Source organism: Sciscionella marina DSM 45152, assembly GCF_000379465.1.
GTDB lineage: Bacteria > Actinomycetota > Actinomycetes > Mycobacteriales > Pseudonocardiaceae > Sciscionella > Sciscionella marina.
Genome location: NZ_KB905383.1, coordinates 21,617 through 44,862, shown reverse-complemented (window position 1 = coordinate 44,862; position 23,246 = coordinate 21,617). Strand labels below are relative to the sequence as shown.

At 68.1% G+C, this 23,246-nt stretch carries 20 protein-coding genes; 15 read left to right on the top strand and 5 right to left on the bottom strand.

The features are described from left to right. Positions 1-239: 239 nt before the first annotated feature. The gene (locus A37U_RS0111320) at positions 240-1,691 is read right to left on the bottom strand and encodes a CCA tRNA nucleotidyltransferase (protein ID WP_020496760.1); all 1,452 of its coding nucleotides are present in this window, start codon (positions 1,689-1,691) and stop codon (positions 240-242) included. 54 nt (positions 1,692-1,745) lie between these two features. On the opposite strand from A37U_RS0111320, the gene A37U_RS43195 reads away from it, so the two are divergent. The 10 genes from A37U_RS43195 to A37U_RS0111265 all read left to right on the top strand — a co-directional run bounded on the left by A37U_RS43195 (position 1,746) and on the right by A37U_RS0111265 (position 13,626). Continuing rightward, complete coding sequence (locus tag A37U_RS43195; protein WP_040587354.1) at positions 1,746-2,267, top strand: NUDIX hydrolase; 522 nt, start codon at positions 1,746-1,748, stop codon at positions 2,265-2,267. A 17-nt stretch (positions 2,268-2,284) separates the two neighbouring features. Further along, a complete protein-coding gene (locus A37U_RS0111310) occupies positions 2,285-4,498 on the top strand; it encodes a DUF6049 family protein (RefSeq protein ID WP_157182756.1) in 2,214 nt (737 codons plus the stop codon). Positions 4,499-4,504: 6 nt separating this feature from the next. Further along, positions 4,505-6,625, top strand: a complete 2,121-nt coding sequence (gene murJ / locus A37U_RS0111300) for a murein biosynthesis integral membrane protein MurJ (protein WP_157182755.1) — start codon at positions 4,505-4,507, stop codon at positions 6,623-6,625. Between the two features lie 237 nt (positions 6,626-6,862). Further along, positions 6,863-8,410: a protein kinase family protein gene (locus tag A37U_RS0111295; RefSeq protein WP_026197103.1), complete on the top strand. Its 1,548-nt coding sequence runs from the start codon at positions 6,863-6,865 to the stop codon at positions 8,408-8,410. 28 nt (positions 8,411-8,438) lie between these two features. Continuing rightward, positions 8,439-9,068 carry an RNA polymerase sigma factor SigM gene (gene sigM / locus A37U_RS0111290; RefSeq protein WP_020496754.1) on the top strand — a complete coding sequence of 210 codons (630 nt, stop codon included), beginning with the start codon at positions 8,439-8,441 and terminating at the stop codon, positions 9,066-9,068. Next, positions 9,065-9,856, top strand: a complete 792-nt coding sequence (locus A37U_RS0111285) for a hypothetical protein (protein WP_026197102.1) — start codon at positions 9,065-9,067, stop codon at positions 9,854-9,856. The genes sigM and A37U_RS0111285 overlap by 4 nt, the downstream gene beginning before the upstream one ends. A gap of 115 nt (positions 9,857-9,971) precedes the next feature. Then, complete coding sequence (locus tag A37U_RS0111280) at positions 9,972-10,580, top strand: lytic polysaccharide monooxygenase auxiliary activity family 9 protein (RefSeq protein ID WP_020496752.1); 609 nt, start codon at positions 9,972-9,974, stop codon at positions 10,578-10,580. A 213-nt stretch (positions 10,581-10,793) separates the two neighbouring features. Further along, entirely contained in the window at positions 10,794-11,819 is a 1,026-nt protein-coding gene (trxB, locus tag A37U_RS0111275; protein WP_020496751.1) for a thioredoxin-disulfide reductase, read from the top strand. A 38-nt stretch (positions 11,820-11,857) separates the two neighbouring features. Further along, positions 11,858-12,184, top strand: a complete 327-nt coding sequence (gene trxA / locus A37U_RS0111270; protein ID WP_020496750.1) for a thioredoxin — start codon at positions 11,858-11,860, stop codon at positions 12,182-12,184. Between the two features lie 296 nt (positions 12,185-12,480). Further along, positions 12,481-13,626, top strand: a complete 1,146-nt coding sequence (locus A37U_RS0111265; protein WP_020496749.1) for an N-acetylmuramoyl-L-alanine amidase — start codon at positions 12,481-12,483, stop codon at positions 13,624-13,626. A 20-nt stretch (positions 13,627-13,646) separates the two neighbouring features. On the opposite strand, the gene A37U_RS0111260 is transcribed toward A37U_RS0111265, so the two are convergent. After that, entirely contained in the window at positions 13,647-14,291 is a 645-nt protein-coding gene (locus A37U_RS0111260) for a GCN5 family acetyltransferase (protein ID WP_026197100.1), read from the bottom strand. Positions 14,292-14,434: 143 nt separating this feature from the next. Here A37U_RS0111260 and A37U_RS0111255 point away from each other — a divergent pair, with 143 nt between their 5' ends. The 3 genes from A37U_RS0111255 to A37U_RS0111245 all read left to right on the top strand — a co-directional run bounded on the left by A37U_RS0111255 (position 14,435) and on the right by A37U_RS0111245 (position 18,339). Beyond that, complete coding sequence (locus A37U_RS0111255) at positions 14,435-15,754, top strand: aminotransferase-like domain-containing protein (protein WP_020496747.1); 1,320 nt, start codon at positions 14,435-14,437, stop codon at positions 15,752-15,754. Positions 15,755-15,769: 15 nt separating this feature from the next. Continuing rightward, positions 15,770-16,714 (top strand): D-alanine--D-alanine ligase family protein, encoded by a 945-nt coding sequence (locus A37U_RS0111250; RefSeq protein ID WP_020496746.1) that lies wholly within the window; start codon positions 15,770-15,772, stop codon positions 16,712-16,714. A gap of 419 nt (positions 16,715-17,133) precedes the next feature. Continuing rightward, the gene (locus A37U_RS0111245) at positions 17,134-18,339 is read left to right on the top strand and encodes an IS110 family RNA-guided transposase (RefSeq protein ID WP_020496745.1); all 1,206 of its coding nucleotides are present in this window, start codon (positions 17,134-17,136) and stop codon (positions 18,337-18,339) included. A gap of 60 nt (positions 18,340-18,399) precedes the next feature. On the opposite strand, the gene A37U_RS0111240 is transcribed toward A37U_RS0111245, so the two are convergent. The 3 genes from A37U_RS0111240 to A37U_RS0111230 are packed head-to-tail and all read right to left on the bottom strand — an operon-like array spanning position 18,400 to position 21,357. Further along, positions 18,400-19,050 (bottom strand): response regulator, encoded by a 651-nt coding sequence (locus A37U_RS0111240; protein WP_020496744.1) that lies wholly within the window; start codon positions 19,048-19,050, stop codon positions 18,400-18,402. Beyond that, positions 19,043-20,221 (bottom strand): MacS family sensor histidine kinase, encoded by a 1,179-nt coding sequence (gene macS, locus A37U_RS43190; RefSeq protein WP_020496743.1) that lies wholly within the window; start codon positions 20,219-20,221, stop codon positions 19,043-19,045. The genes A37U_RS0111240 and macS overlap by 8 nt, the downstream gene beginning before the upstream one ends. A gap of 2 nt (positions 20,222-20,223) precedes the next feature. Then, on the bottom strand, positions 20,224-21,357 hold the full coding sequence (locus A37U_RS0111230; RefSeq protein ID WP_020496742.1) for an AI-2E family transporter: 1,134 nt from the start codon (positions 21,355-21,357) through the stop codon (positions 20,224-20,226). 703 nt (positions 21,358-22,060) lie between these two features. Here A37U_RS0111230 and A37U_RS0111225 point away from each other — a divergent pair. Together A37U_RS0111225 and A37U_RS0111220 are read left to right on the top strand one after the other, a co-directional pair. Continuing rightward, positions 22,061-22,726 carry a DedA family protein gene (locus A37U_RS0111225; RefSeq protein WP_240437555.1) on the top strand — a complete coding sequence of 222 codons (666 nt, stop codon included), beginning with the start codon at positions 22,061-22,063 and terminating at the stop codon, positions 22,724-22,726. Next, on the top strand, positions 22,723-23,202 hold the full coding sequence (locus A37U_RS0111220; RefSeq protein ID WP_020496740.1) for a GNAT family N-acetyltransferase: 480 nt from the start codon (positions 22,723-22,725) through the stop codon (positions 23,200-23,202). The genes A37U_RS0111225 and A37U_RS0111220 overlap by 4 nt, the downstream gene beginning before the upstream one ends. The last annotated feature ends 44 nt before the right edge of the window (positions 23,203-23,246 follow it).

Genomic DNA, 23,246 nt, shown 5'->3' with positions numbered 1-23,246 from the left:
GCCTGGGATCCGGAAACCGGTTGATCAGGGGCAGGCACGTCCGGTCGCCTCTCGGCGGCGTGGCACGACGTGGTTCCAGCCGGACGGTATTCCACGAAGGCTCTTCTCTAGTGGGCCCGGGGGACACGGTGACGTGCCTGCCGCAGGGTACAACGAGCACGGGCCCGCTGGTGTTCCCGTTGTGCGCGGAAATGTTGGTTCTAGCCAACACAACCGCGCACGACCGTCGTTTTGCCTGTTCAGGACGGTGGGTTCAGGCCTTGCTCGCGGGCCCAGTCGAGCAGTGCGGCGACCGCGTCCTCGTGCTCGAGCGGCCCGGATTCGAGGCGGAGCTCCTTGAGGTGTTTCCACGCCTTACCCACCATCGGCCCCGCGGAGATGCCGAGCAGCCGCATGATCTCGTTGCCGTCCAGATCGGGCCGGACCTTGGCGAGGTCTTCTTCCTCACCGATGCGCGCGATCCGGGCCTCGAGGTCGTCGTAGGTGCGCTGCAGCGCGAGCGCCCGGCGGCGGTTGCGGGTGGTGCAGTCGGCGCGCACGAGCTTGTGCAGCCGCGGCAACAGGTGGCCCGCGTCGGTGACGTAGCGGCGCACGGCGGAGTCGGTCCACTCCCCGGTTCCGTAGCCGTGGAACCGCAGATGCAGGAACACCAGCTGGCTCACATCGGAGACGATCTCCTTCGAGTACCGCAGGGCGCGCAGCCGGGTACGGGTCATCTTGGCGCCGACGACCTCGTGATGGTGGAAGCTGACTCCGCCGCCGGACTCGAAGCGGCGGGTCTTGGGCTTGCCGATGTCGTGCAGCAGCGCGGCCAGCCGCAGCGTCAGATCGGGCTCGCTGTCCTTCTCCTCGAGGTCGATGGCCTGCTCGAGCACGGTCAGCGAGTGTTGGTAGACGTCCTTGTGCTGGTGGTGCTCGTCGATGGCCAGCCGCATCGCGGGCACTTCGGGCAGCACGTGCTCGGCGAGCCCGGTGTGCACCAGCAGCTCGATCGCCGGGCGCGGGGCGGATCCGCAGAGCAGCTTCGAGATCTCCACCTGCACGCGCTCGGCGGTGATCCGGGTGATCTGCTCGGCCATCCCGGTCATCGCGGTGACCACGCGGTCCGCCGGGGCCAGGCGCAGCTGGGAGACGAACCGGGCGGCCCGCAGCATGCGCAGCGGGTCGTCGGAGAAGGACTGCTCCGGTGTGGCCGGTGTGTCCAGTTCACCGGCGAGCAGCTGGGTCAGGCCATCAAGCGGGTCGATGAATTTCTTTGTCGACAAATCGACTGCCATCGCGTTGACGGTGAAGTCGCGCCGGACGAGGTCTTCTTCGAGCGAGTCGCCGAAGGTGACCTCGGGATTGCGGCTGATCTTGTCGTAGCTGTCCGCCCGGAAGGTGGTCACCTCACAGGTCTTGCCCTCCTTGCTCGCGCCGACCGTGCCGAACGCGATCCCGGTGTCCCACACGGCGTCCCCCCAGCCGGAGAGCAGCCGTTTGATGTCCGCGGGGCGGGCGTTCGTGGTGAAGTCGAGGTCTGTCCCGAGCCGGCCGAGCAGGGCGTCGCGCACACTGCCGCCGACCAGGTACAGATCGAAGCCGGCCTCGTGGAACCGCGCGGCGAGCGAGTCGGCTACCCCGGAGATCCGGGTCAGCTCGGCTACCGCGTTCTGCTGCGCGCGCTGCGACGTTGATCGTGGTCCTGACACGGCGAAATAGCTTATCGCAATGCAATGTGGCGATCTGCGATTACCATCGAAGCTATGTCCGCCTCGCCGTCTCGCCGCAGCCGATCACGTGGCGGACGCCGGGCGAAGCGTAAAGGCGGCTCCGGACGACTGCGCACGGTGGACGAAACCTCGGCCGGTGGACTCGTCGTCGACCACGCGCGCGAGCAGGCCGTGGTGATCGGCCGCCTCGACCGCAAGGGGCGCCTGCTGTGGTCTCTGCCGAAGGGGCACATCGAGGAAGGCGAGAGCCGGGAACAGACGGCCATCCGCGAGATCGAGGAGGAGACCGGGGTCACCGCCCGGGTACTCGGCCCGCTCGGCAGCATCGACTACTGGTTCATCGCGGACGGGCGGCGGATCCACAAGACGGTGCACCATTTCCTGCTCGAATGGTGCTCTGGGGAACTCTCCGATGAGGACGTGGAGGTCACCGAGGTCGCATGGGTGCCCATCGTGGAGCTGCTCGGGCGGCTCGCCTACCCTGACGAGCGCCATCTGGTCCGGCAGGCCGCCGAGGAACTCGGTGTCGACATCGAGCGCCTCGACAGTGAGTGAGACAGGTAAGAGGTTGCGTGACCTCTAGATTCGACAGGTCACCCGCGCGCAGCGCACGTGCGGTACCGGCGTTCGTGTGCGCGCTCGTGGTCATGCTGTGCTCCGTGCTCGTCCCCGGCCCCGCGCACGCCGAGAACGGTGGCGGACGTCTCTATCTCGCGGTGGACAGCATGCAGCCGCGGGTGGTCACCGGCACCTCGGGCAAGCTCGTCGTCTCCGGGAGCGTGACCAACACCGGGGACCGCAAGGTCAGCGATATCGCGCTGCGGCTTCAGGTCGCCGATCCGGTGAGCAGCGAGCACCAGCTGATGACCGCGATGGCCAAGCCGCCGGTCACCGCACTGTACAAGTCCGGTTTCCATCAGCTGCCGCGCCAACAGCTCGAACCGGGCCAGTCGACCCACTTCCGGGTTTCGGTCGATCTGCACACCAGCAGCCTGAAGCTGCCGACCGCGGGGATCTATCCGCTCACCGTCAACGTGAACGGGCGCCCGGACTACGGCGGGGACGCGCGGCTGGCCTCACTGAACACGCTGCTTCCGGTGAGTTCCCCGCCGGGGCACCTCGGCTTCAAGAGCGCCCCCACCCCCGGTAAGAGCTCCGGGTTCACCATGCTGTGGCCGTTCGCCGGGACACCGGGCCAGCTGGGCAGGACACCGAGCGGGAAACCGATCATGGCCGATGATTCGCTCGCCGTTGCCCTGCGCCCGGGTGGCCGGTTGTCCGCGCTGCTGGACGGGGCGCGGCGGATCCTGGTGGATCAGAGCCTGCGGCAGAGCACCTGCTTCGCGGTCGATCCGGAACTGGTCCAGGCGGTCGCCGGGATGCGCGGCGGGTATCAGGTGCGCACCAACGATGGCACGGTCGCCGGAACCGGGGCGCAGGCCGCGCGCCAGTGGCTGTCCGGGCTCGCCGAGGTCACCAAGGGCCGCTGTGTCGTCCCGCTCCCCTACGCCCAAGCCGATCTGGTGGCGCTGGCCAGGGCGGGCGCGGTCGATCTGGAGCAGCAGGCGCTCGGCATGAGCGTCCTGCACGAGTACCTGTCCGGGGCCCAGCTGCACGACGAGATCGCGGTGCCCGACGCCGGGATGCTCGATGCGCGCACCATGTCCGACCTCGCCGGGATGGACAAGAAGACCGCGATCGTGTCCCCGGCCAATATCGGCAACGGCACAGGCACCGGCATCCAAGCGGTGAGCGGGCTCGAATCCAGCGGCCAGGACCGTCCGAAGGCGATCACCACCGACGCGCTGCTCACCAGGGCACTGCGCGGGCAGCCGGTCAAGGCCGAGGAAGGCGCGCTCACCCCGGCCAGTACCCCAGCGGTGGCCAGCGAGAACGGGATCGCTGCCCTGGTCTACCGCGATCAGTTCGATCCGGACCCGCCCAAACGCATGCTCGTCGCCCCCCCGGCGCGGTGGAACACCAGCACCGAGGATGTGAAGGCCTGGCTGGACATGGTCGATGAGGTGCTCTCCGACGGGACGGCCAATCCGGTCCCGCCGAGCACCCTGTTCAGCGCCGAGCCGAACCAGCCGCCGAGCTCGCTGCATTATCCGCCGAGCGCGGCCGCCGCCGAGACACCGCGCTCGGTCACCGCGAAGATCACCGAGGACAACACCGAGGTGCGGGACCTGCGCGGCGCGCTGAGCAAGGACTCGGCGGGCAGCACCGCGCCCGAGGAGGCGATCACCGGCCTGCAACAGGGCCTGCTGCGCGCCACATCCGGTGCCTGGCGGGGCAACGACGATGCCGCGCGCACCGCGGCGCGGGAGGGAACCAACCGACTGCGCGCGTTCACCGAACGGATCCGGGTGAGCTCCTCGGGATTGCCGCTCTCGCTCGCCTCCAAGGACAGCCAGATCCCGGTCGCGGTGTCCAATGCGCTCCCGGTCAACGTGACGGTGCGGATCCACCTCGAGTCCCCCGGTCTGCGCGATGACCAGCGATACACGGAAAAACGGATTCCCGCGCACAACTCGCGCACCGTGCTCATTCCGGTCAAGGTGCAGCGTTCCGGGCGGTTCAACGTGGACATCAAGCTGACCACACCGGGGCAGACTCCGCTCGGTAAACCCACTCGGGTGGATGTGTCTTCGAGCGCGTTCGGCATGGTGACCGTGGCGATCACCATCACGGCGTTCGTAGCGTTGATACTTCTTGCCGGGCGTCGGATCTACCGGAGGATCCGGGCCGCCCGGACATCGGCGACAGCGAGCGGGAGTAAGTAGCAGGCGGTGCACCCCAACGACCCGAACCATCCGCGGCGAAGGCAACCTCCCCCGAGACAGGGCGGTGGGCCGCCGCGTCAGCAACCCCCGCGCGAGCAGCAGCGGCCCCGCGAGCAGGCGCCCCGGGAGCAACAGCGCCCGCGCGAACAGCAGCCGCAGCGCCGTCGCCCGCAGCAGGGGCAACAACCCCAGCAGCCGACCGGCGGGCAACCGGCCCGCAGGCAACCAACGCGCCAGCAGCGCAGGCCACAGCAGCACCCGAGCCGGAACTACGGCTCCTCGACCGTGCTCGGCCCACCGTCGATGGACGAAACCCAGATCGTCCCGACGCGCACGGCCGACCAGTGGGCGCGCCAGCCGACCAGGAAGGTCGAGGCTCCAGACCCGCCGTCCGGTCCGATTCCCGGGGTGCCGCTGGAGCACCAGCCGGGAGCACCGCGCACCGCGAACGAGCGCAGGGCGGCCGCCCGCAGGGAGGCCGCGCTCGCCGCAGCCGCGAGCGCGACCAAACGCCGGGCCGAGCGCCGCGGCGGGATGCTCCAGGCAGCGGGGACCTCGATCGCCAAGGCCGGCGGTTCGATGGCGATCGCCACCCTGGTCAGCAGGCTCACCGGGTTCCTGCAGAAGGTGCTGCTGGCCGCCGCGCTCGGGATCGGCGCGCTCAACGACGGGTTCAACGCGGCGAACAACCTGCCGAACATGCTGCTCGAGTTCGTGCTCGGTGGCGTGCTCACCTCGGTCGCGGTCCCGGTCATGGTGCGGGCGCGCAAGGAGGACCCGGACGGCGGAGAGGCCTATACCCAGCGGTTGCTGACCATGTCGATCGCGGTGCTCGGTGCCGCGACGATCATCTGCGTGATCGCGGCGCCCCTGCTGATCAAGCTGACCGTGAGCAGCGGGCCGAGCTCGGATGTCGCCAGGGTGCTGGCCTACCTGCTGCTGCCGGAGATCTTCTTCTACGGCCTTTCCGCGCTGTTCAACGCGATCCTCAACGCCCGGGATGTGTTCGGCCCGACCGCGTGGTCCTCGGTGGCGAACAACATCGTGGCGATCGCGACGCTGGCCATCTACATGGCGATGCCCGGCAAACCGAGCCTGAACCCGGCGAGCATCACGGATCCGAAACTGCTCGTGCTCGGAGTCGGTACCACGCTCGGGATCGTCATCCAGGCGTTCGTGGTGGTGCCCTCGCTGCGCCGGTCCAAGTTCCGGTTCCGCTGGCGCTGGGGGCTCGATTCCCGGCTGTCCGAGTTCGGCAAGCTCGCCCTGTGGTCGATCGCCTACGTCGGGATCAGCCAGGTGGCAGTGATCGTGCTGAGCAGGGTCTCGACCACCGGTGCCCCCGGTGGGCTGACCATCTACAACCTTTCCTGGCTGCTCGTGCAGCTGCCGTACGCGGTGATCGGGTTCTCCCTGCTGACCGCGATCCTGCCGCGGATGTCGCGCGCGGCCGCGGACGGGGACACGATGGGCGTGCTCGGGGACCTCTCCTTCGCGACCAGGATGACCACGGTCATGCTCGGGCCCATCTCGGCCGTGATGACCGTGCTCGGCCCGCAGGTCGGGCTTGCCATGTTCTCGCTCGGGCAGTCCGATCCCAATCAGGCCGCCCGTCTCGGGCTCGCGCTGACCACCTCGGCGTTCTGCCTGCTGCCGTACACGATCACGATGGTGCAGATGCGGGTGTTCTACGCGATGAAGGACTCGCGCACCCCCACGCTGATCATGGCGCTCATGGTGCTGGTGAAGATCCCGCTGTTCCTGCTGTGCCTGCTGCTGGACAGCGACCACCTCATCTACGGGGTCACCTTCGTGAACGCCTTCGGGTTCGTGATCGGTGCCGTGGTCGGCCAGTTCTGGCTGCGCCGCAGGCTCGGGGACCTCGACTCGAAACCGGTCCTGATCACCATGGGCAAGACCCTGTTCGCCACCATCTGGGGCGCGGCCGCCGCACTCCTGGTCGTGAAGCTCTTCCACAACTTCGGCAGCGCGCTGTCCGTGGCCTGGCCCACCCTGATCATCGGCACGATCGTCGGCCTCGCCGTCACCCTCGGCGGAATGTGGGTACTGCGCGTAGCCGAGCTCACCCCGGCCGTCAACCGTATCGTCCGCCTCGTCAAGCGCTGACCTGGGCAAACGGATGCTCGTGCGTGGTTGTGTTGGTTCTAACCAACACAACCACGCACAACCTCTTCGATCACGGTCAGCGACACGCGGTCGCACGAGTACGCACACCTGCGAAGTCGCGTACCCTAGGATCGAACGTCTCGCAGGAGGAGGCAGTCGACCGGTAGTGGGCGCCGGCGAGTGGGAGTGTGCGCATTGACCAGGCCAACTGAATCTTCGTCGCCCGGTGGACGTGGAATGTCCCCGAACCAAGGGCAGCTCTCGCCTGGCGGCGTGATCGGCGACGGCCGCTATCGGTTACTCGCCCAGTTCGGCGCGGACGAACAGGCCGGGGCGTTGTTCTGGCGCGCCCGGGACAATCAGCTCGGCCGGGATGTCGCGCTCTCGGTGTTGCTCGGTAACCCGGCGGACCGCAACGCCGCGAGCCAGGCGCGCCGGACCCTGGACCGCGCCATGCACTCGGCGACCTTCTCGCATCCGACCGTGTCCCGCGTGATCGATGTGCTCAGCCTCGGCAACGGGATATCCCCGAGCGAGGGCGTGCTCGGCATGGTGGTCGCCGACTGGTCGCCGGGCACCGATCTGGTGGACCTCGTCGCGGACGGGGCGGTCCGCCCGAACACCGCAGCCGCCCTGCTCGAACCGCTGACCAGTGCCGTGGAACAGGCCCACCAGACCGGAATCGTGCTCGGTGTCGGCCATCCGCAGCGGGTGCGAGTCACCAGGGACGGTGCGCTGCGCCTGGCCTTCCCCGGCGCCCAGCCCGATGCGACCCTGCGCGATGACGTGCGCGGTCTCGGGGCGCTGCTCTACCTGCTGCTGACCGGGCGCTGGCCGTTGCCGGAGGGGCCGAGGGCACTGCCCGCCGCACCGACCGCGCCGGACGGGAGCGTGGTCGCGCCGAAGACGCTGCAGCCCACGGTGCCCTCCGAGCTGTCCAATCTGGCGGTGCGCTGCCTCGCGGACAATCGCAACACGGTCAGCGGCATCCGTACCTCGGCCGCGATCCTCGCGGTGCTCGAGCGGGTCGCCGATGACGACGCGGCGAATCACGAGACCGGGCAGATCCCGGTCACCCAGGTCGTGGAACCCGAGGACGGCGGGGACGATACGGTGTGGACCACGCGCAAACCGCAGCGCGATCCGGTTCGCCGCAAACGTTTGGCAATCGCCATCGGTATCCTCGCGGTCGCCACCGTGGCCATCCTGATCTGGCTGGTCACCGGGGTTATCGGGTTCTTCTCGGACGGTGGCGGCACACCGAGCGGGCCAAAGCTGACCGCGAGCGCGCCCGCACCACCCAAACAGCAGGCCCCACCGCCGTCCGCGCCCGCGAACCAGGCGCCGGGACCGGTGAAACCCACGGATATGCAGATCTTCAACGTCGCCGATGACCCGGACAATCCGGGCACGGTTGCCCGGGTCAACGATGGCGACCCGGGTACCGAGTGGAAGACCTACAGCTACAAGCAGAACTTCCCCTCACTCAAACCGGGCGTCGGCATCATCGCGAAGTTCGACAAGCCGGTCGCGCTGTCCCAGGTCAACGTCGATTCGCCGAGCGAAGGCACGAGCGTGCAGATCCGCACGGCCGACTCCCAGGACCCGTCCCTCGGCGACACGAAGATCGTCGGCGGCGGTGACCTCACCAACGGGCAGAGCCAGCTCAAGCTGAACGACTACCCGCCGACGCAGTACCTGATCGTGTGGGTCAACAAGCTCGCCAGCGACGATGGGCAGTACGCATCGAAGATCAGCGAGATCAGCTTCCTCTCCGGAAAATAGTGTCGCCGGGGCTCGCTATCCTGTTCTGGTGACAACGGCCGCCCCAACCGACGCCGAGCTGCTCTCCGCGCATGTCGACGGCGACCCGCACGCGTTCAACGAGCTCGTCCGCAGGCACCGGGACCGGATGTGGGCGGTGGCCATGCGCACCATGCGGGACCCGGAGGAGGCCGCGGACGCGCTGCAGGACGCGTGCATCTCGGCGTTCCGCGGTGCCGACCGGTTCCGCGGCCAGTCGCAGGTCACGACCTGGTTGCACCGCATCGTGGTGAACGCCTGCCTGGACCGGATCCGGCGCCGCCAGGCCCGGCCGACCGTTCCGCTTCCCGAGCACGATGCGGGCGAACCCTCGACCGGGACCGATGACATGGCCCAGCGTGAGACCACCCTCGAGGTCCGCGTGGCGCTCGCCGAACTGCCCGAGGACCAGCGACTGCCGATCGTGCTGGTCGATGTCGAGGGGTACTCGGTCGCCGAAGCGGCCGAGCGGCTCGGCCTGGCGCAGGGCACCATCAAGAGCCGCTGCGCGCGTGGCCGGGTCAAGCTGGCGAAACTTCTCGGTCACTTACGGAACCCGGACGACTCCGCGAACGTCACAGGTCCGAACAGTTCGACGGGCGTGGTGGGGGCACCGCGGCGTGGAGAGGGACCACGATGACAGACACAGTGGGGCGCGGCGGCCATGATGGTGGCGCGTGGTCTGTCGACCTGCTCTCCGACCTGCACGCGGGCGTGCTCGACGAGGGGACGGCCGCCGAGCTGTGGCCGAAGGCCAACGCGGATCCGCAGGCGCGCGCGATACTCGAGGCGCTCGAATCGACCCGCGGCACGTTGTCCGTGTTCGCCGAGGCACCGCCTGCCGAGCCGATGCCGGACGACGTCGCTGCCCGGCTGGACGCGGTCATCGGTCAGGAGCTCGCCCAGCGCGCGAGCCCGGCGGACACCGGCCGGGGCAAGGTGGTCGACCTCGCCGAGGCGCGCCGGAAGCGGAACAAACGGGTCGGCTGGATCTCCGGGGTGGTCGCCGCGGCCGCCGCTGTCGCGGCCATCGCCGCGGTCGGGGTCACGAACCTCGGCGGGAACACCGAACAGGGCAAACCGGTCGCCGAAGGGCCGGTGAAACCCGGTGTGCTGCACCTGGGCCGGGAGGAACTCGGTAAGCGGGGCCTTTCGGCGGCACTCGGCGCGCGCGACTACGGCCCGCTGGAGAAACCGGAGCGCCTCGCGGGCTGTCTCGCGGCCAACAAGGCCGGTTCGCCCAGTTCGGTCGCCGGGATCAAACAGCTCGAGCTGGACGGCAAGCCCGGCGTGCTGATCCTGCTCACCACCGGGAAGAGCGCGCAGTTCCGGATGCTCGTGGTCAGCCCGGAATGCGGGGCGGGCAAGCCGGAGACCATGAGCAACAGCGTCATCGGTTCGAGTGTGCCCGTCCCACCCACACGCTGAGTAGCGCGAACTCGACAGCTTTCTTTCATACCAACGGATCTGCTGATCTTGAGCTACCGCGCGTAAACCTGTTCTTTCGCATTACGGCAATGCTGCAAGGACAAGGAGCGCGAAGGTGCGAAAAAATCGCTCGAAGACAGTCGCCGGAATCATCGCCGTGGGCGTGGCCCCGCTGGCCCTCGTGTTCGCCTCATCGGGCAGCGCGATGGCACATGGATATACCCAGGACCCGCCGAGCAGGTCGTACCAGTGCAAACTCGGCAAGGTGCAGAACTGCGGACCGATCCAGTGGGAACCGCAGAGCGTGGAGGGACCCAAGGGGTTCCCGAAGGCCGGTCCGGACGACGGGAAACTGTGCGCGGCCAACCATGCGGACTACAGCCAGCTCGATGATCCGCGCGGTGGCAAGTGGCCGGCGACCGACCTGCCCAGCGGCCGGCAGACCCAGTTCACCTGGACCCTGACCGCGGCGCATGCCACGACCGATTTCCGGTACTTCATCACCAAGGACGGCTGGGATCCCACCAAACCACTGACCAGAGCGGCACTGGATCCGCAACCCTTCGCCAGCGTCGACTACGGCGGTAAGCAGCCACCGAAGACCGTCAGTCACAACGTCCAGCTGCCCGCGGGCAAGACCGGGCAACACCTCATCTACGCGGTCTGGGACATCGCGGACACCGGGAACGCCTTCTACTCCTGCGCCGATGTGAACCTCTCCTGACCTGCTGAAACATCCCTTGTGAGCGGTTGTGTCGGTTAGAACCGACACAACCGCTCACGCAGGTTTCGCCGGCCGCTCGGCCTCCGCGAGCGGGCGCTGCCGTGTCTTCTGGTTCGCCTCGCAAGCTCGGCTCACGACCATTCCGGGCGCGACGGGGCGCACACGACGGCGTGGAACATCCACCGCATACGATCGCGTTGACACCGGTACGTGATGAGCTCGACCGGGGTGATCCGAAAGCGACTGGAGGGTGAAGTGGCAGGGCAGCACGAGGTACGCGATCTGATCATCGTCGGATCCGGGCCCGCGGGATACACAGCCGCGGTGTACGCAGCGCGCGCGCAGCTCGAACCACTGGTGTTCGAGGGCACCCAGTTCGGTGGCGAGCTGATGAACACGACCGAGGTGGAGAACTACCCGGGGTTCCGGGACGGAATCATGGGCCCGGACCTGATGGAACAGTTCCGTGCTCAGGCCGAGCGGTTCGGCGCCGAACTGCTCGCCCGTGACGTGGAATCGGTCGAGCTCGAGGGCCCGACCAAGTACGTCACCGTCGGCGGTGAGCGGTACGCCGCGCGCGCGGTGATCCTGGCGACCGGGGCGGAACCGCGGTACCTGCACGTCCCCGGGGAGCAGAAGCTGCTCGGCCACGGGGTGTCGGCCTGCGCCACCTGCGACGGGTTCTTCTTCCGCGACCAGGACATCGCCGTGGTCGGCGGCGGGGACTCGGCCATGGAGGAGGCGACCTTCCTGACCAGGTTCGCGCGCTCGGTCACGATCATCCACCGCCGTGCGGAGTTCCGCGCCTCGAAGATCATGCTCGAGCGTGCGCGGGCGAACGAGAAGATCCGCTGGCAGCTCAACTCGGAGGTCACCGAGGTGCGCGGAGAATCGAGTGTTTCCGGTGTGACCTTGCGCGACACGGTCACCGGTGAGGAATCAAACGCTGACGTCACGGGGTTGTTCATGGCGATCGGCCACGATCCGCGCTCGGCCGTGGTGCGCGGGCAGGTCGACACCGATGAGGATGGCTACGTGCGCGTGCAGTCCCCCACCACCTACACGAACGTGGCCGGGGTGTTCGCGTGTGGCGACCTCGTCGACCACACCTACCGCCAGGCGGTCACCGCCGCGGGTTCGGGTTGCTCGGCCGCGATCGACGCGGAGCGCTGGCTGGCCGAGAACGTGGCGCCGGAGGCCGCCGTGCTGGCGGGCTCGACCGGACCAAGTGCGGGCTGATCCGCTCGCGCATCGAGAAGAACGGGTAAGGAGCAAACATGGCTGGAAACACCGTCGAGGTCACCGACCAGTCCTTCAAGAGCGACGTGCTCGACAGCGACAAGCCGGTGCTCGTGGACTTCTGGGCGACCTGGTGCGGCCCGTGCAAGATGGTCGCGCCGGTGCTCGAGGAGATCGCCGACGAGAACACGGACAAGCTCACGATCGCCAAGCTCGACATCGACTCGAACCCCGAGGTCGTTCGCGATTACCAGATCATGTCCGTGCCGACGCTGATGGTCTTCAAGGGCGGTCAGCCGGTGAAGCAGATCGTGGGCGCGAAGCCGAAGGCGGCGCTGCTCTCGGATCTTTCCGAGTACATCTGATCACTCGATAACGTTTCGGCGTGGTTTTCGCCACGCGGACAACAAGGCCCGGCGCTCCCGCGTGTTGCTACCGTCCCGGTCACGGTGCGCGCGAGCCGAGCGCCGGGCCTTTTCGGCGTTCCTCACGTGCGCCGACGCACGGGGTCACCCTTGCGTCACCGGCGCGGGGCGACAAGGCACAATAAGTGGATATCGGGGTCAAGCACGGGTGAAGCCCTACCGCGTATCCCCCGGTAGAGCGAACTGACGACCGCGCCGCGTGCGATGCATCGGTGCCCGAGCGAAGCGAGGAGTGCATGCCGCAACTTCACCGCGGTGACGCTGGCCCCGCCGTTTCCGAAGTGCGGTCGATCCTTGTCAAGCTCGGCCTGCTCACCGAGTCGCACAACGGCTCGCACGAGGTGTTCGACGCCGCCTGTGAGCACGCCGTGCGCGAACTGCAGCAGCGCAAGGGCCTGATCACCGACGGCGTGGTCGGCCCCGCGACCTACCGCGCGATGCTCGATGCGACGTACACGCTCGGCGCGCGCCCACTTGCCTACACCGTCTCGGCCCCGATGAGCGGGGACGACGTGCTCGCGCTGCAGGAGCGATTGCTCGAGCTCGGCTACGACGCGGGGCGCCCGGACGGGGTGTTCGAGGGGCAGACCGAGCAGGCGCTGCGGGATTTCCAGCGCGATATGAAGCTCACCGTGGACGGCATCTGCGGCGCGGTGACCGTGCGCACCCTGCGCCAGCTCGCCCCCAAGGTGCGCGGCGGGAGCCCGGTGCTGCTGCGTGAGCAGGAGCGGATGCGCACCGCCGGTCCGCGGCTGCGCGGCAAGCGGATCATCATCGACCCCGGGCACGGCGGGCCGGACCGGGGCGTCGTGGCCGAGGATGTGTGCGAGGCCGACATCGTGTTCGACCTCGCGCGCCGGCTCGAGGGCCGGATGCAGGCGACCGGGATGGACGCGCTGCTGACCAGGGGACCCGAGCACTGCCCGACCGAGCCGGAGCGGGCCAGGTTCGCCAACGAGACCGGTGCGGACCTGTTCCTGTCCCTGCACGTCGACGGGCACCGTTCGCCGCATGCGCGTGGGGTCGCCTGTTTCCACTTCGGCGCGGGCAACGGGCGCACCGGATCCACCATCGGGGAAGCGCTCGCCGGGTTCATCCAGCGCGAGGTCACCGCGCGTACCGGGCTGCTGGACTGCCGCTCGCACGGGCGCGGCTGGGACTCGCTGCGGCTCACCCGCTGCCCCGCGGTGCGCGTCGAGGCCGGATACCTCACCAATGCCAGTGACCGGGCGAACCTGCGTGATCCCGCGTTCCTGGACCGGATCGCGGAGGGCATGCTCATCGCGGTCAAGCGGCTCTACCTGCTGGGTGAGGGCGACCAGCCGACGGGCACGTTCACCTTCGCCGACATTCTCCGGCACGAACTCGCCAAGGCCGAGTAACCACCTGGCTGTTGCCCAGTTCAGCGCTCCGATCGGAAGGGCTGGCCGAGTGCCGGCGCGCCCTGCTGGATGGTCACCGTGGACAGCAGGCGCTCGAGTGCCGCTTCGACGTCTTCCTTCCAGGAGATCGCGCTGCGCAGTTCGAGCCGCAGCCGCGGCCACTTGTGGTGCGGGCGCACCGTCTTGAAACCGAGCGAGAGCAGGAAATCGGCGGGGATCACACAGGTCGACCCGTCCACCGGGTCGGCGTCCCCGAAAGCCTCGATCGCCTTCACGCCGCGCTTGGTGAGGTCCTTGGCGACCGCCTGCACGAGCATCCGGCCCACCCCGCCGTCCCCGAAGTCCGTGACCACGCGCAGCGCGGTGAGCAGCACGGCGTCCGCGCTGACCGGGGCGGTCGGGAAGGCGGCGGCCCTCGGCACGATGTTCGGCGGGCCGTAGAGCGCGTATCCCGCGGGCACCTCGTCCACGTAGGCGATCCGTCCGCAGGAGCCCCAGTCGAGCAGCACGCTCGAGATCCAGGCTTCCTTCTCGAACTCGACATCGCCGTACTGCTCGGCCTCCTCGCGCAGGTGCGGGGCCAGTTCCCAGAACACGCACCTTCTGCACTGTTTGGGGAGCCCGTCGAGATTGTCGAGCGTGACGCCAACCACGCGGCGAGTCAACAGACCTCCCTTTAGCTGCACGAATGAAGCGATACGAGCTTAGCCGGGCGTGCTCGCGGCGCGGTTCCCCCAGGCACGACGGTTACACTCGGCCGGTACCACTGTATGCCCGCCAATCTCGAAGCGCGACCTTGGAGCGCCGGATGACCGAACAGCGGCCGGCAAGACCGGACTCGAGCCAGCATGATCTCGACCCCCACCTGCACCGGTACGCCGCGCGCACCACGGGGATGACCGCATCGGAGATCCGAGCTCTGTTCGCCGTCGCGAGCCGCCCCGAGGTGGTCTCGCTGGCCGGCGGCATGCCCAATCTCGCGGCGCTCCCCCTCGACTCGCTCTCCACCGAGATCGGGAACCTGATCGCGAACGAGGGGCTCACCGCCCTGCAGTACGGTTCGGCCCAGGGCGTGGTGGCCCTGCGCGAACAGATCTGCGAGGTGATGGGGCTCGAGGGGGTCTCGGCACACCCGGACGATGTCGTGGTGACCGTCGGTTCGCAGATGGCCCTGGACATGGTGACCCGGTTGTTCTGCGATCCGGGCGATGTCGTGCTCGCCGAGGGACCGTCCTATGTCGGCGCGCTCGGTTCCTTCGCCGCTTATCAGGCCCAGGTCGTGCACGTGGCGATGGACGACGATGGCCTGCAGCCCGAGGCACTGCGCGCGGCGATCGAGTCCTGCCGCAAGTCCGGGCAGCGGATCAAGTTCCTGTACACGATCCCGAATTTCCACAATCCGGCCGGGGTGACGCTGAGCATCGAGCGGCGTGCCGAGATCGTGGAGATCTGCCGTAGCGCGGGAATCCTGATCATCGAGGACAACCCGTACGGCATGCTCGGCTTCGACGGCCAGGTGTACCCGGCGTTGCGCACTCTCGATCCGGAGAACGTGATCTATCTCGGCTCGTTCTCGAAGACCTTCGCCGCCGGGCTGCGGGTCGGCTGGGCGCTGGCCCCGCACGCGGTGCGCGAGAAGCTGGTGCTCGCCGCGGAGTCGGCGACCCTGTGCCCGCCGACCTTCAACCAGCTCGTGGTCTCCCGGTACCTGGCCACGCACGACTGGCAGGGCAACATCAAGCAGTTCTGCCGGAACTACGCCGAGCGCCGGGACGCGATGCTGCGGGCGCTCGAGCAATACCTGCCGGAGGGGTGCAGCTGGACCCGGCCCGCGGGCGGGTTCTTCGTCTGGCTCACCGTTCCCGAAGGTGTGGACACCAAGGCGATGCTTCCCCGTGCGGTCACCGCGCGGGTCGCCTACGCTTCGGGAACCGGTTTCTACGCGGATGATTTCGGGAGCAGGCAGATGCGGCTCTCGTACTGCTACCCGACCCCGGAGCGGATCACCGAAGGGGTGCGTAGGCTCGCCGGGGTGCTCGAGTCGGAGCTCGAGCTCTACGAAACCTTCGGGCCGACGGCGCGGCGTGAGATCAGCGGGCCGCAGTCGCCTTCGCCCGACACCGCATAAGGAGCCTTCCTTCAATTGTCCGATCACGTGGTCGCCGTGCTCTCCGGTGGTTTATCCCATGAACGCGAGGTATCCCTGCGCTCCGGGCGGCGGCTCTCGGCCGCACTGCGTTCGGTCGGCATCACCACCCTGGAATGGGACGCCGATTCCGCGCTGATCGGCCGGCTGGCCAGTGAACGTCCCGATGCCGTCGCGATCGCGCTGCACGGCGGTCAGGGCGAGAACGGGTCCATCCAGACCATCCTCGAGATGCACGATGTCCCGTTCGTCGGCAGTGACTCGCACGCATGCCGGCGTGCCTGGGACAAGCCCACCGCGAAATCCGAGCTGCACCGCGCAGGCATCCGCACCCCGGACTGGGTCGTCCTGCCGCACAGCACCTTCCGCGAGCTCGGCGCGCAGGCGGTACTCGACGCCATGGTCGCCAAGCTCGGACTGCCGCTGATCCTCAAGCCGGAGCAGGGCGGTTCCGCGCTCGGGGTGCAGGTCGTGCACGAGGCAGGGGAACTGCCCGCGGCCATGGTCGGCTGCTTCGCCTACGGCGACACCGTGCTCGCCGAGCAGTACATCACCGGAACCGAGGTCGCCGTCACCGTGCTCGACACCGGTGAGGGCCCCGTCGCCCTGCCACCCGTCGAGATCGCGCCACAGGGACCGCTCTACGACTACACCGCCCGGTACACCGCGGGGCTGACCACCTTCCACGCGCCCGCCCGGCTCACCGAGACCGATGCGGACGCCGTGGTCGAACTCGCCATCTCCGCGCACAAACAGCTCGACCTGCGCGACGTCTCCCGCACGGATGCCATCGTCACCGCCAAGGGCGAGGTCTACTTCCTCGAGGTCAACGTATCCCCCGGGCTCACCGAGACATCCCTGCTGCCCATGGCGGTCCAAGCAGCGGGCCGGTCCCTCGGCGACGTGTTCGCCGCCCTCATCGAACAATCCCTGACCCGCTGACCTGGTCAAACGGGTGCTCGTGCGTGGTTGTGTTGGTTCTAACCAACACAACCACGCACGAGGATTTCGCTGCCGTTCGCCGGGCTTGATCGTCTGCGCGGTTATCCACAGATCTCGCGGTTATCCCCAGATTTTTCGCAGCCCGCCATTCGCTGCCGTGCGCCGATATACTGGATGCGGGGTCGCCCCCCGTTACCGTTTTCGTAGTTCCTGATCAAGGAGCTGTGGTCACCAGGTCCGGTATGACTGAGTCCCCCAGTCGAACGCATGATCCGGGGGGTGGTGTCGCCGGGCCTGGTGGCATCGAGGGACCGCTGAATAGGGACACGGCCGCCCGTTGGGTAGGTCTCGTCGTAACGTGGGTGCTGGCCGTCGATGCCTGACTGGTGACCACTGGTGACGACCGGACGGCATGGTGAATGAACAGCAATTTCGGGGTGTTCCTGGGCCTGGATGTCGGCAAGGGCGAGCACCATGCCGTGGCCTTGGACGCGGGTGGGAAGCGATTGCATGATGGGCCGCTGCCCAACAGCGAACTGAAGCTGCGGACGCTGTTCGACAAGCTCACTGTCCACGGGTCGCTGTTGGTCGTGGTCGACCAGCCAGCCACGATCGGCGCGCTGCCGGTTGCCGTGGCCCGCGCGGCCGGGCATCAGGTGGCCTACCTACCCGGCCTGGCCATGCGTCGTATCGCCGACCTCTATCCGGGTCGAGCGAAGACCGACGCACGAGACGCGTTCATCATCGCTGACGCCGCCCGCTCGCTGCCCCACACACTGCGCCAGGTCGACGTCGGTGACTATGCCCTCGCGGAACTGGACGTACTGGTCGGATTTGACGACGATCTCGCCGCCGAGGCCACCCGGCTGTCCAACCGCCTCCGTGGCCTGCTCACCGGCATCCATCCTGCCCTGGAACGTGCCCTCGGCCCGCGAATCGCCCACCCAGCGGTGCTGGAGATCTTGTCCCGCTGCGGTGGACCAGCCGGACTTGGCAAAGCCGGCCACCGCAAACTCACCGCTATCGCGACCGTGTACGCGCCGCGCATGGGGCACAAGCTGGTCGATGCGATCATGGCCGCCCTCGACGAGCAAACCGTGACCGTCCCTGGCGCCACGGCGGCAGACACTGTGCTCCCACGGTTGGCCAACAGCCTGAAAGCTGTTTCCCAGCAACGGAAACAGGTTGCCACCGAGGTCGAGGAGATACTCGATGCGCACCCTCTCGCCGGGGTCCTGACATCGATGCCCGGTATCGGCGTCAGGACCAGCGCCCGCATCCTGCTCGAGATCGGCGACGCCTCGGCGTTCAAGACCTCGGCACATCTCGCGGCCTACGCCGGGATCGCCCCAGTGACCCGCAGCTCGGGTTCCTCGATCAAGGGCGAACATCCTGCCCGGACCGGTAACCGTCGCCTCAAACGAGCCTTCTTCCTCGCCGCCTTCGCCGCACTGTCCGATCCCACGAGCAGGACCTACTACGACCGCAAGAGAGCCGAGGGCAAAAAGCACAACGCCGCGCTGATCTGCCTGGCCCGCCGCCGCTGCGACGTGCTCCACGCGATGCTGCGCAACAAGACCCACTACCGAACAACCGAACCCGTTCCCACCCCAGCCGCTGCTTGACAACCAGATAGGGACACCCCCCGGTGAGGGTGGGGGATGTCGACGGGGCTTTTTGTTCGGTTATTCCTCTGCGAGGCCGTGTTCGATCGCGTAGCGCGTCAGCTCCACCCGGTTCTCCAGCCGGAGTTTGCGCAGCGTCGAGTGCACGTGGTTCTCCACGGTGCGGTGCGAAATCGACAGCTTGGTCGCGATCTGGCGTGCGGACTGGCCCTTGGCGACCAAGCGGAGCACGGTGGTCTCGCGTTCGGAAAGCGCGGGGGTGTCCGCGCTCGGGGCGGCGGCCATCCTGCGGAATTCGCCGAGCACGAGACCGGCCAGCCCGGGGGTGAACACGGTGTCCCCCTCGGCGGTGGCGCGCACGGCCTCGACGAGTTCCTCGGCGGATGCGGACTTGATGAGGTAGCCGGTCGCGCCCGCTTTGACGGCCTCGAGCACGTCCTCTTGCTCACCGCTCGCGGAAAGCACGAGCACGTGGCAGCCGGGCGCGGTTTCGGTGATCTTTCTGGTGGCGTCGACCCCGCTGCCCGCGCCGAGGTTGAGGTCCATCAGCACGACGTCCGGGGTGGTGGACCGGACCGCGCGAACGCCGGTCTCGACGTCCCCCGCGGTCGCCAGGACCTCGAAGCCGCGTTCCCCGAGGTCGCGGGCGACGCCATCGCGCCAGATCGGGTGGTCGTCGACAACGACGATCGAGATCGGTTCGCTAGCCATGCTGCCTCCGCTTGACCAATCGAGCCAAACCCGTGCTGGGTTCCGGGCGCACACGCGGAACGTGCAACTCCCATTCCGTACCCTCTTCGGGCGCGGTTTCCAAGCTCGCGGTTCCACCGAGGGCCCGGATCTTGGCGGTGATGGAGCTCGCAACCCCGAGCCGCCCCTCCTCCGCGGCTGCCTCGAGCCGCCCCTGCGGGATTCCGGCCCCGTCGTCCCGCACCGAAATCACCACCTCGGTACCGAGGTCCTCGATGAGTACCCATACCTGCGCCGAGGGGCCGGCGTGCCGCTCCGCGTTGACCAAGGCCTCCCGGATCGCGGAGGTGAGTTCGTTCGCGGTGTCGTGCGGCAGCAGGATCGGACCCGCGGGTGCGGAAATGCTGATCCGCGAGGTGCCGAGCGGGCGCACCAGTCCGAGCAGATCGACCTCCCCTGACTCACCGGCGGATGAGACCGGCCCGGAAGCAACGAGCGAACGAAGCGCGACCTCCTGCTCCCCCGCGAGCCGTCCCAGTTCGGCCGCCTCCCCGCCGAGCTCCCCGCCGCGCCTGCGCACGTGCGCGAGCACCTGAAGCACGGAATCGTGAATGGAACTGGCCAGCCGCTCCCGCTCCGCGGTGGCCGCCTCGGTGCGCAGCGCCCGCTGCATGGTCACCATCGAACGCCGTGCCGCCGTGGACGCCATCCCGATCACCAGTCCGGAACCGATCAGCAGCACCGCATCGGTGAACAGGGACATGTCGATGGTCAGCCGCGCGAGCCCGGTGCACACCGCGAGCAGCAGGCCACCGGACGCGCCGATCAGCCAGCCGCCGTACACGCCCATCGCCACCGCGGGCACGCTGCCCCATACGGTCGTGATCACGCTCGGCACGTGCTCCGGAATGCTCAGATCGAAGATCGCCAAGGTGGTGAGCATCAGCCCGGAGGTGACCAGCAGGTCGGCGATGACCAGCCAACCGCGGCGTAACGCGGGCCGGAAACTGTAGGCGAGCGTGACCAGCGTCCACAGGCCCATGAACACGAGCACCGTGACACCGAGCCACGGGCGGGCGTAGGTGTCGTAGTTGACGGCCACCGCCGCGATTGCGAACGGATAGGTCACGACCCGGAGCAGCCCCGTACCGAGCCACATCGGGGATGTGGCGTCCTGTACCCGGATCGTCATGCTCAACTCACCGGTTCGGGCTCGTCGTCGCCGGTGTCCTTCTCCGCTTCTCCCTCGGGTTTCGCGGATGGCGCGCGGTCATTCCACAAGCTGCGGATCGAGGCGTTCGCCACGGCGAGCAGCGGAACCGCGAGCAGGGCGCCCGCGATGCCCGCGATCACCATGCCCGCCGCGACCCCGAGCACGACCGCGAGCGGGTGGATCTTCACCGCACGGCCGAGCAGCAGGGGTTGCAGCACATGGCTCTCCAGCTGCATCACCAGCACCACGATGGCCAGCACGATGAGCGCGGCGACGAGGCCCTTGGTCACCAGCGCGACCAGTACCGCGACCGCGCCGGTAAGCACGGCGCCGATGATCGGGATGAACGCGCCAAGGAATACCAGCGCGGCAAGCGGAACCGCGAGCGGAACACCCACGATCGCCAGCCCGATCCCGATGCCGACCGCATCCACCAGCGCGACGAGCACGGTGGCCCGCACGTAGTGCTCGAGCGAGATGAACCCGCGGCGCCCCGCGCGCTCCACCCTGTCCCGATTGGCGCCCGGAACCAGGACCCGCACCAGAAACCGCCAGATGCCGTCCCCGTCGTGCAGGAAGAAGATCAGGGTGAACAGGCACAGCAGGATCCCGGTCAGCGCCTCACCGACCGAGGCCGCCGTGCTGAGTGCGCCATTGGTGATCACGCTCTTGTTCGTCTGTAACCAGTGCACGATCTGGTCGAGGAAGCCCTGCAACTGATCCTGGGAGATGTGCAGCGGCCCATCCCGTAACCAGGTGTTGATCTGCTCGATGCTCGCCGAGACCTGGTTGGTCAGATCCGGCAGACCCGTGATGACAGTGGAGATGAACAGATAGAGCACCCCGCCGACGACCGCGAGCCCGACGATCACCGCGATCGCCGTCGCCAGTCCGCGCGGCACCCGCCAGTTCACCAGCCTGCGTACCACGGGGGCGAACAATGCCGAGAGCAGCAAGGCGATCGCGACCGGAACGGTGACGACGGCGAGGTAGTTGATCAGGTAGGCGAGCACCACGACGGCCGCGAGCGAGATGAGCAGCCGCCAGCTGTACGCGGCCGCCCCGCGCAGCACGACCGGCACATCGGGTTCGATACGGAAATCACGGGCTTTCACGTGCACACAGTATCCGGTATGACTGCTCAGACCGAGCAATCAAAGACACCCGGGTGAGTGGTCGGCGACTCCGACATTCTTACGGACGGTGTCCGGTGCAGGCAGGGCGGTGGTCCCCGATCGAGGGATTCGCCCGTGGCGCGATCGCCGCGCCGAAATCCGTTACGCCGCAACCGACCGAGAAGCGTGAGTCCACAGTGGACAATGCGGCGCGGACGTCTTCCGCCCTCCCGGAATCGGCGAATTTCTGGTCGCGGGCGGGGGTGGGCAAAATGGAGCTCTTCAAAAATCGATGGCGAGCTCCAGGGGCGGTGCGTGCCAGTCCGCCCGCGAGCAAAGGCCACCACGGACGGTGTGACGAACAGCATCCCCGCTGCGGGTGTCCCGCGAGACTGTGAGCCACATCGCCTGACCAGTAACGATGCACGGGCTCTCGAGCCGCCTCCGCGGGGCCGAGACACATCCGGGGTGTGACCAGCGTGAACGTCCGGGATGAGGACCCGGTCGTGCGTGGTTGTGTTGGTTAGAACCAACACAACCACGCACAAGGGAGCTGCCCGCGCCGGCTCTCGAGTGGATGCGGGTGCGACGAATTGGCAGGTCAACGTAGGATGCGGGAAGGATCATTCGGGCACGATGGCCAGCAGAGGGCGGCTTTCGCGATCCATCGCCGGTGCGAAGGGGGTGCGGGCGCGTGTTCGAGATGTTGAACCATTTCACCGAGGTCGTCGCGCACTCGATCGACTCTCCGTGGCTGTGGCTGATCGTGTTCTTCATGGCCGGGCTCGACGCGCTCGTGCCGTTCATGCCGAGCGAGGCCACCGTGATCGCGGTCGCCGTGCTGCTCGACGGTCACCCGCTGAAACTGCTCATTCTCGCGGTCGTCGCGGCGGCCGGGGCGATGCTCGGTGACACGGTCGGTTACGTCATCGGGCGCGGACCGGGTGCCGCGATCCTGCACCGCCTGCAGCGCAGGGACGGGGGCAAGGAGTTCTACGACTGGGTTCAGCGCATGGTGCGCCGCTATGCCACCGCCATGATCATCGCCTGCCGCTACCTGCCCGGTGGCCGGGTCGCGACCGCGCTGGCCACGGGCGGGATGCGGTTTCCGCTCGCCCGGTTCCTCTATCTCGACGCGATCGGCTGCTCGATCTGGGCGGTCCAGGCCGGGCTCGTCGGCTGGATCGGCGGTTCGGCCTTCGAGAACCAGCCCTTCTACGGGCTGCTGCTCGCCTTCGCGATCGTGCTGTGCATCCTCGGCGTGATCGAGATCGTCCGCCGCTGGCTGGCCAAGTCCAAGAAGCTCGACGTACACGAGGACGCCCCGGGTGAGCTCGGCTCCTCCGGAACCGCATCACGGATGTCATGACCGTTCGGCTCGCCACTTCCGAAGAACTGCGCGCCCTCCCGGAGCTGGAGGCCGCCTCCGACAAACTGTTCGCCGAGATCGGCTGGAGTCCCCTGCCTCCGCCAGGTGACCTCGAGGAACTGCGCGCCGCCGACTGGGTGCACGTCACCGGCCGGCCCCCGGTCGGGTTCGCGCGCGTCGAGGAAGTGGACGGGCATGCGCACCTCGAACAGCTCGCCGTGCACCCCGATCACGGGCGCCGGGGACACGGCGGGGCCCTCGTCGAGGCCGCGTTCGCGCACGCCGTCGAGCAGGGGTACACCGCGATGACCCTGATCACCTACGCCGAGATCCCGTGGAACCAGCCCTTCTACGCCAAGCACGGGTTCACCGAACTGACCGAGCTCACCCCCGGCCTCGAGGAACTGCGCGAGCATGAGCGCGCACTCGGCCTGGACGCGCTCGGCACCCGCGTAGTACTTCGCCGTATGGCCTGAACTGGACAAACGGGTGCTCGTGCGTGGTTGTGTCGGTTCTAACC

Bases quoted from the DNA above. Each gene is read 5' to 3' on its own strand.
- A37U_RS43195 (WP_040587354.1), top strand. From the start codon at position 1,746: ATGTCCGCCTCGCCGTCTCGCCGCAGCCGATCACGTGGCGGACGCCGG.
- A37U_RS0111295 (WP_026197103.1), top strand. From the start codon at position 6,863: ATGTCCCCGAACCAAGGGCAGCTCTCGCCTGGCGGCGTGATCGGCGAC.
- A37U_RS0111285 (WP_026197102.1), top strand. From the start codon at position 9,065: ATGACAGACACAGTGGGGCGCGGCGGCCATGATGGTGGCGCGTGGTCT.
- trxB (WP_020496751.1), top strand. From the start codon at position 10,794: ATGAGCTCGACCGGGGTGATCCGAAAGCGACTGGAGGGTGAAGTGGCA.
- trxA (WP_020496750.1), top strand. From the start codon at position 11,858: ATGGCTGGAAACACCGTCGAGGTCACCGACCAGTCCTTCAAGAGCGAC.
- A37U_RS0111265 (WP_020496749.1), top strand. From the start codon at position 12,481: ATGCCGCAACTTCACCGCGGTGACGCTGGCCCCGCCGTTTCCGAAGTG.
- A37U_RS0111255 (WP_020496747.1), top strand. From the start codon at position 14,435: ATGACCGAACAGCGGCCGGCAAGACCGGACTCGAGCCAGCATGATCTC.
- A37U_RS0111245 (WP_020496745.1), top strand. From the start codon at position 17,134: ATGAACAGCAATTTCGGGGTGTTCCTGGGCCTGGATGTCGGCAAGGGC.
- A37U_RS0111240 (WP_020496744.1), bottom strand. From the start codon at position 19,050: ATGGCTAGCGAACCGATCTCGATCGTCGTTGTCGACGACCACCCGATC.
- macS (WP_020496743.1), bottom strand. From the start codon at position 20,221: ATGACGATCCGGGTACAGGACGCCACATCCCCGATGTGGCTCGGTACG.
- A37U_RS0111225 (WP_240437555.1), top strand. From the start codon at position 22,061: ATGTTGAACCATTTCACCGAGGTCGTCGCGCACTCGATCGACTCTCCG.
- A37U_RS0111220 (WP_020496740.1), top strand. From the start codon at position 22,723: ATGACCGTTCGGCTCGCCACTTCCGAAGAACTGCGCGCCCTCCCGGAG.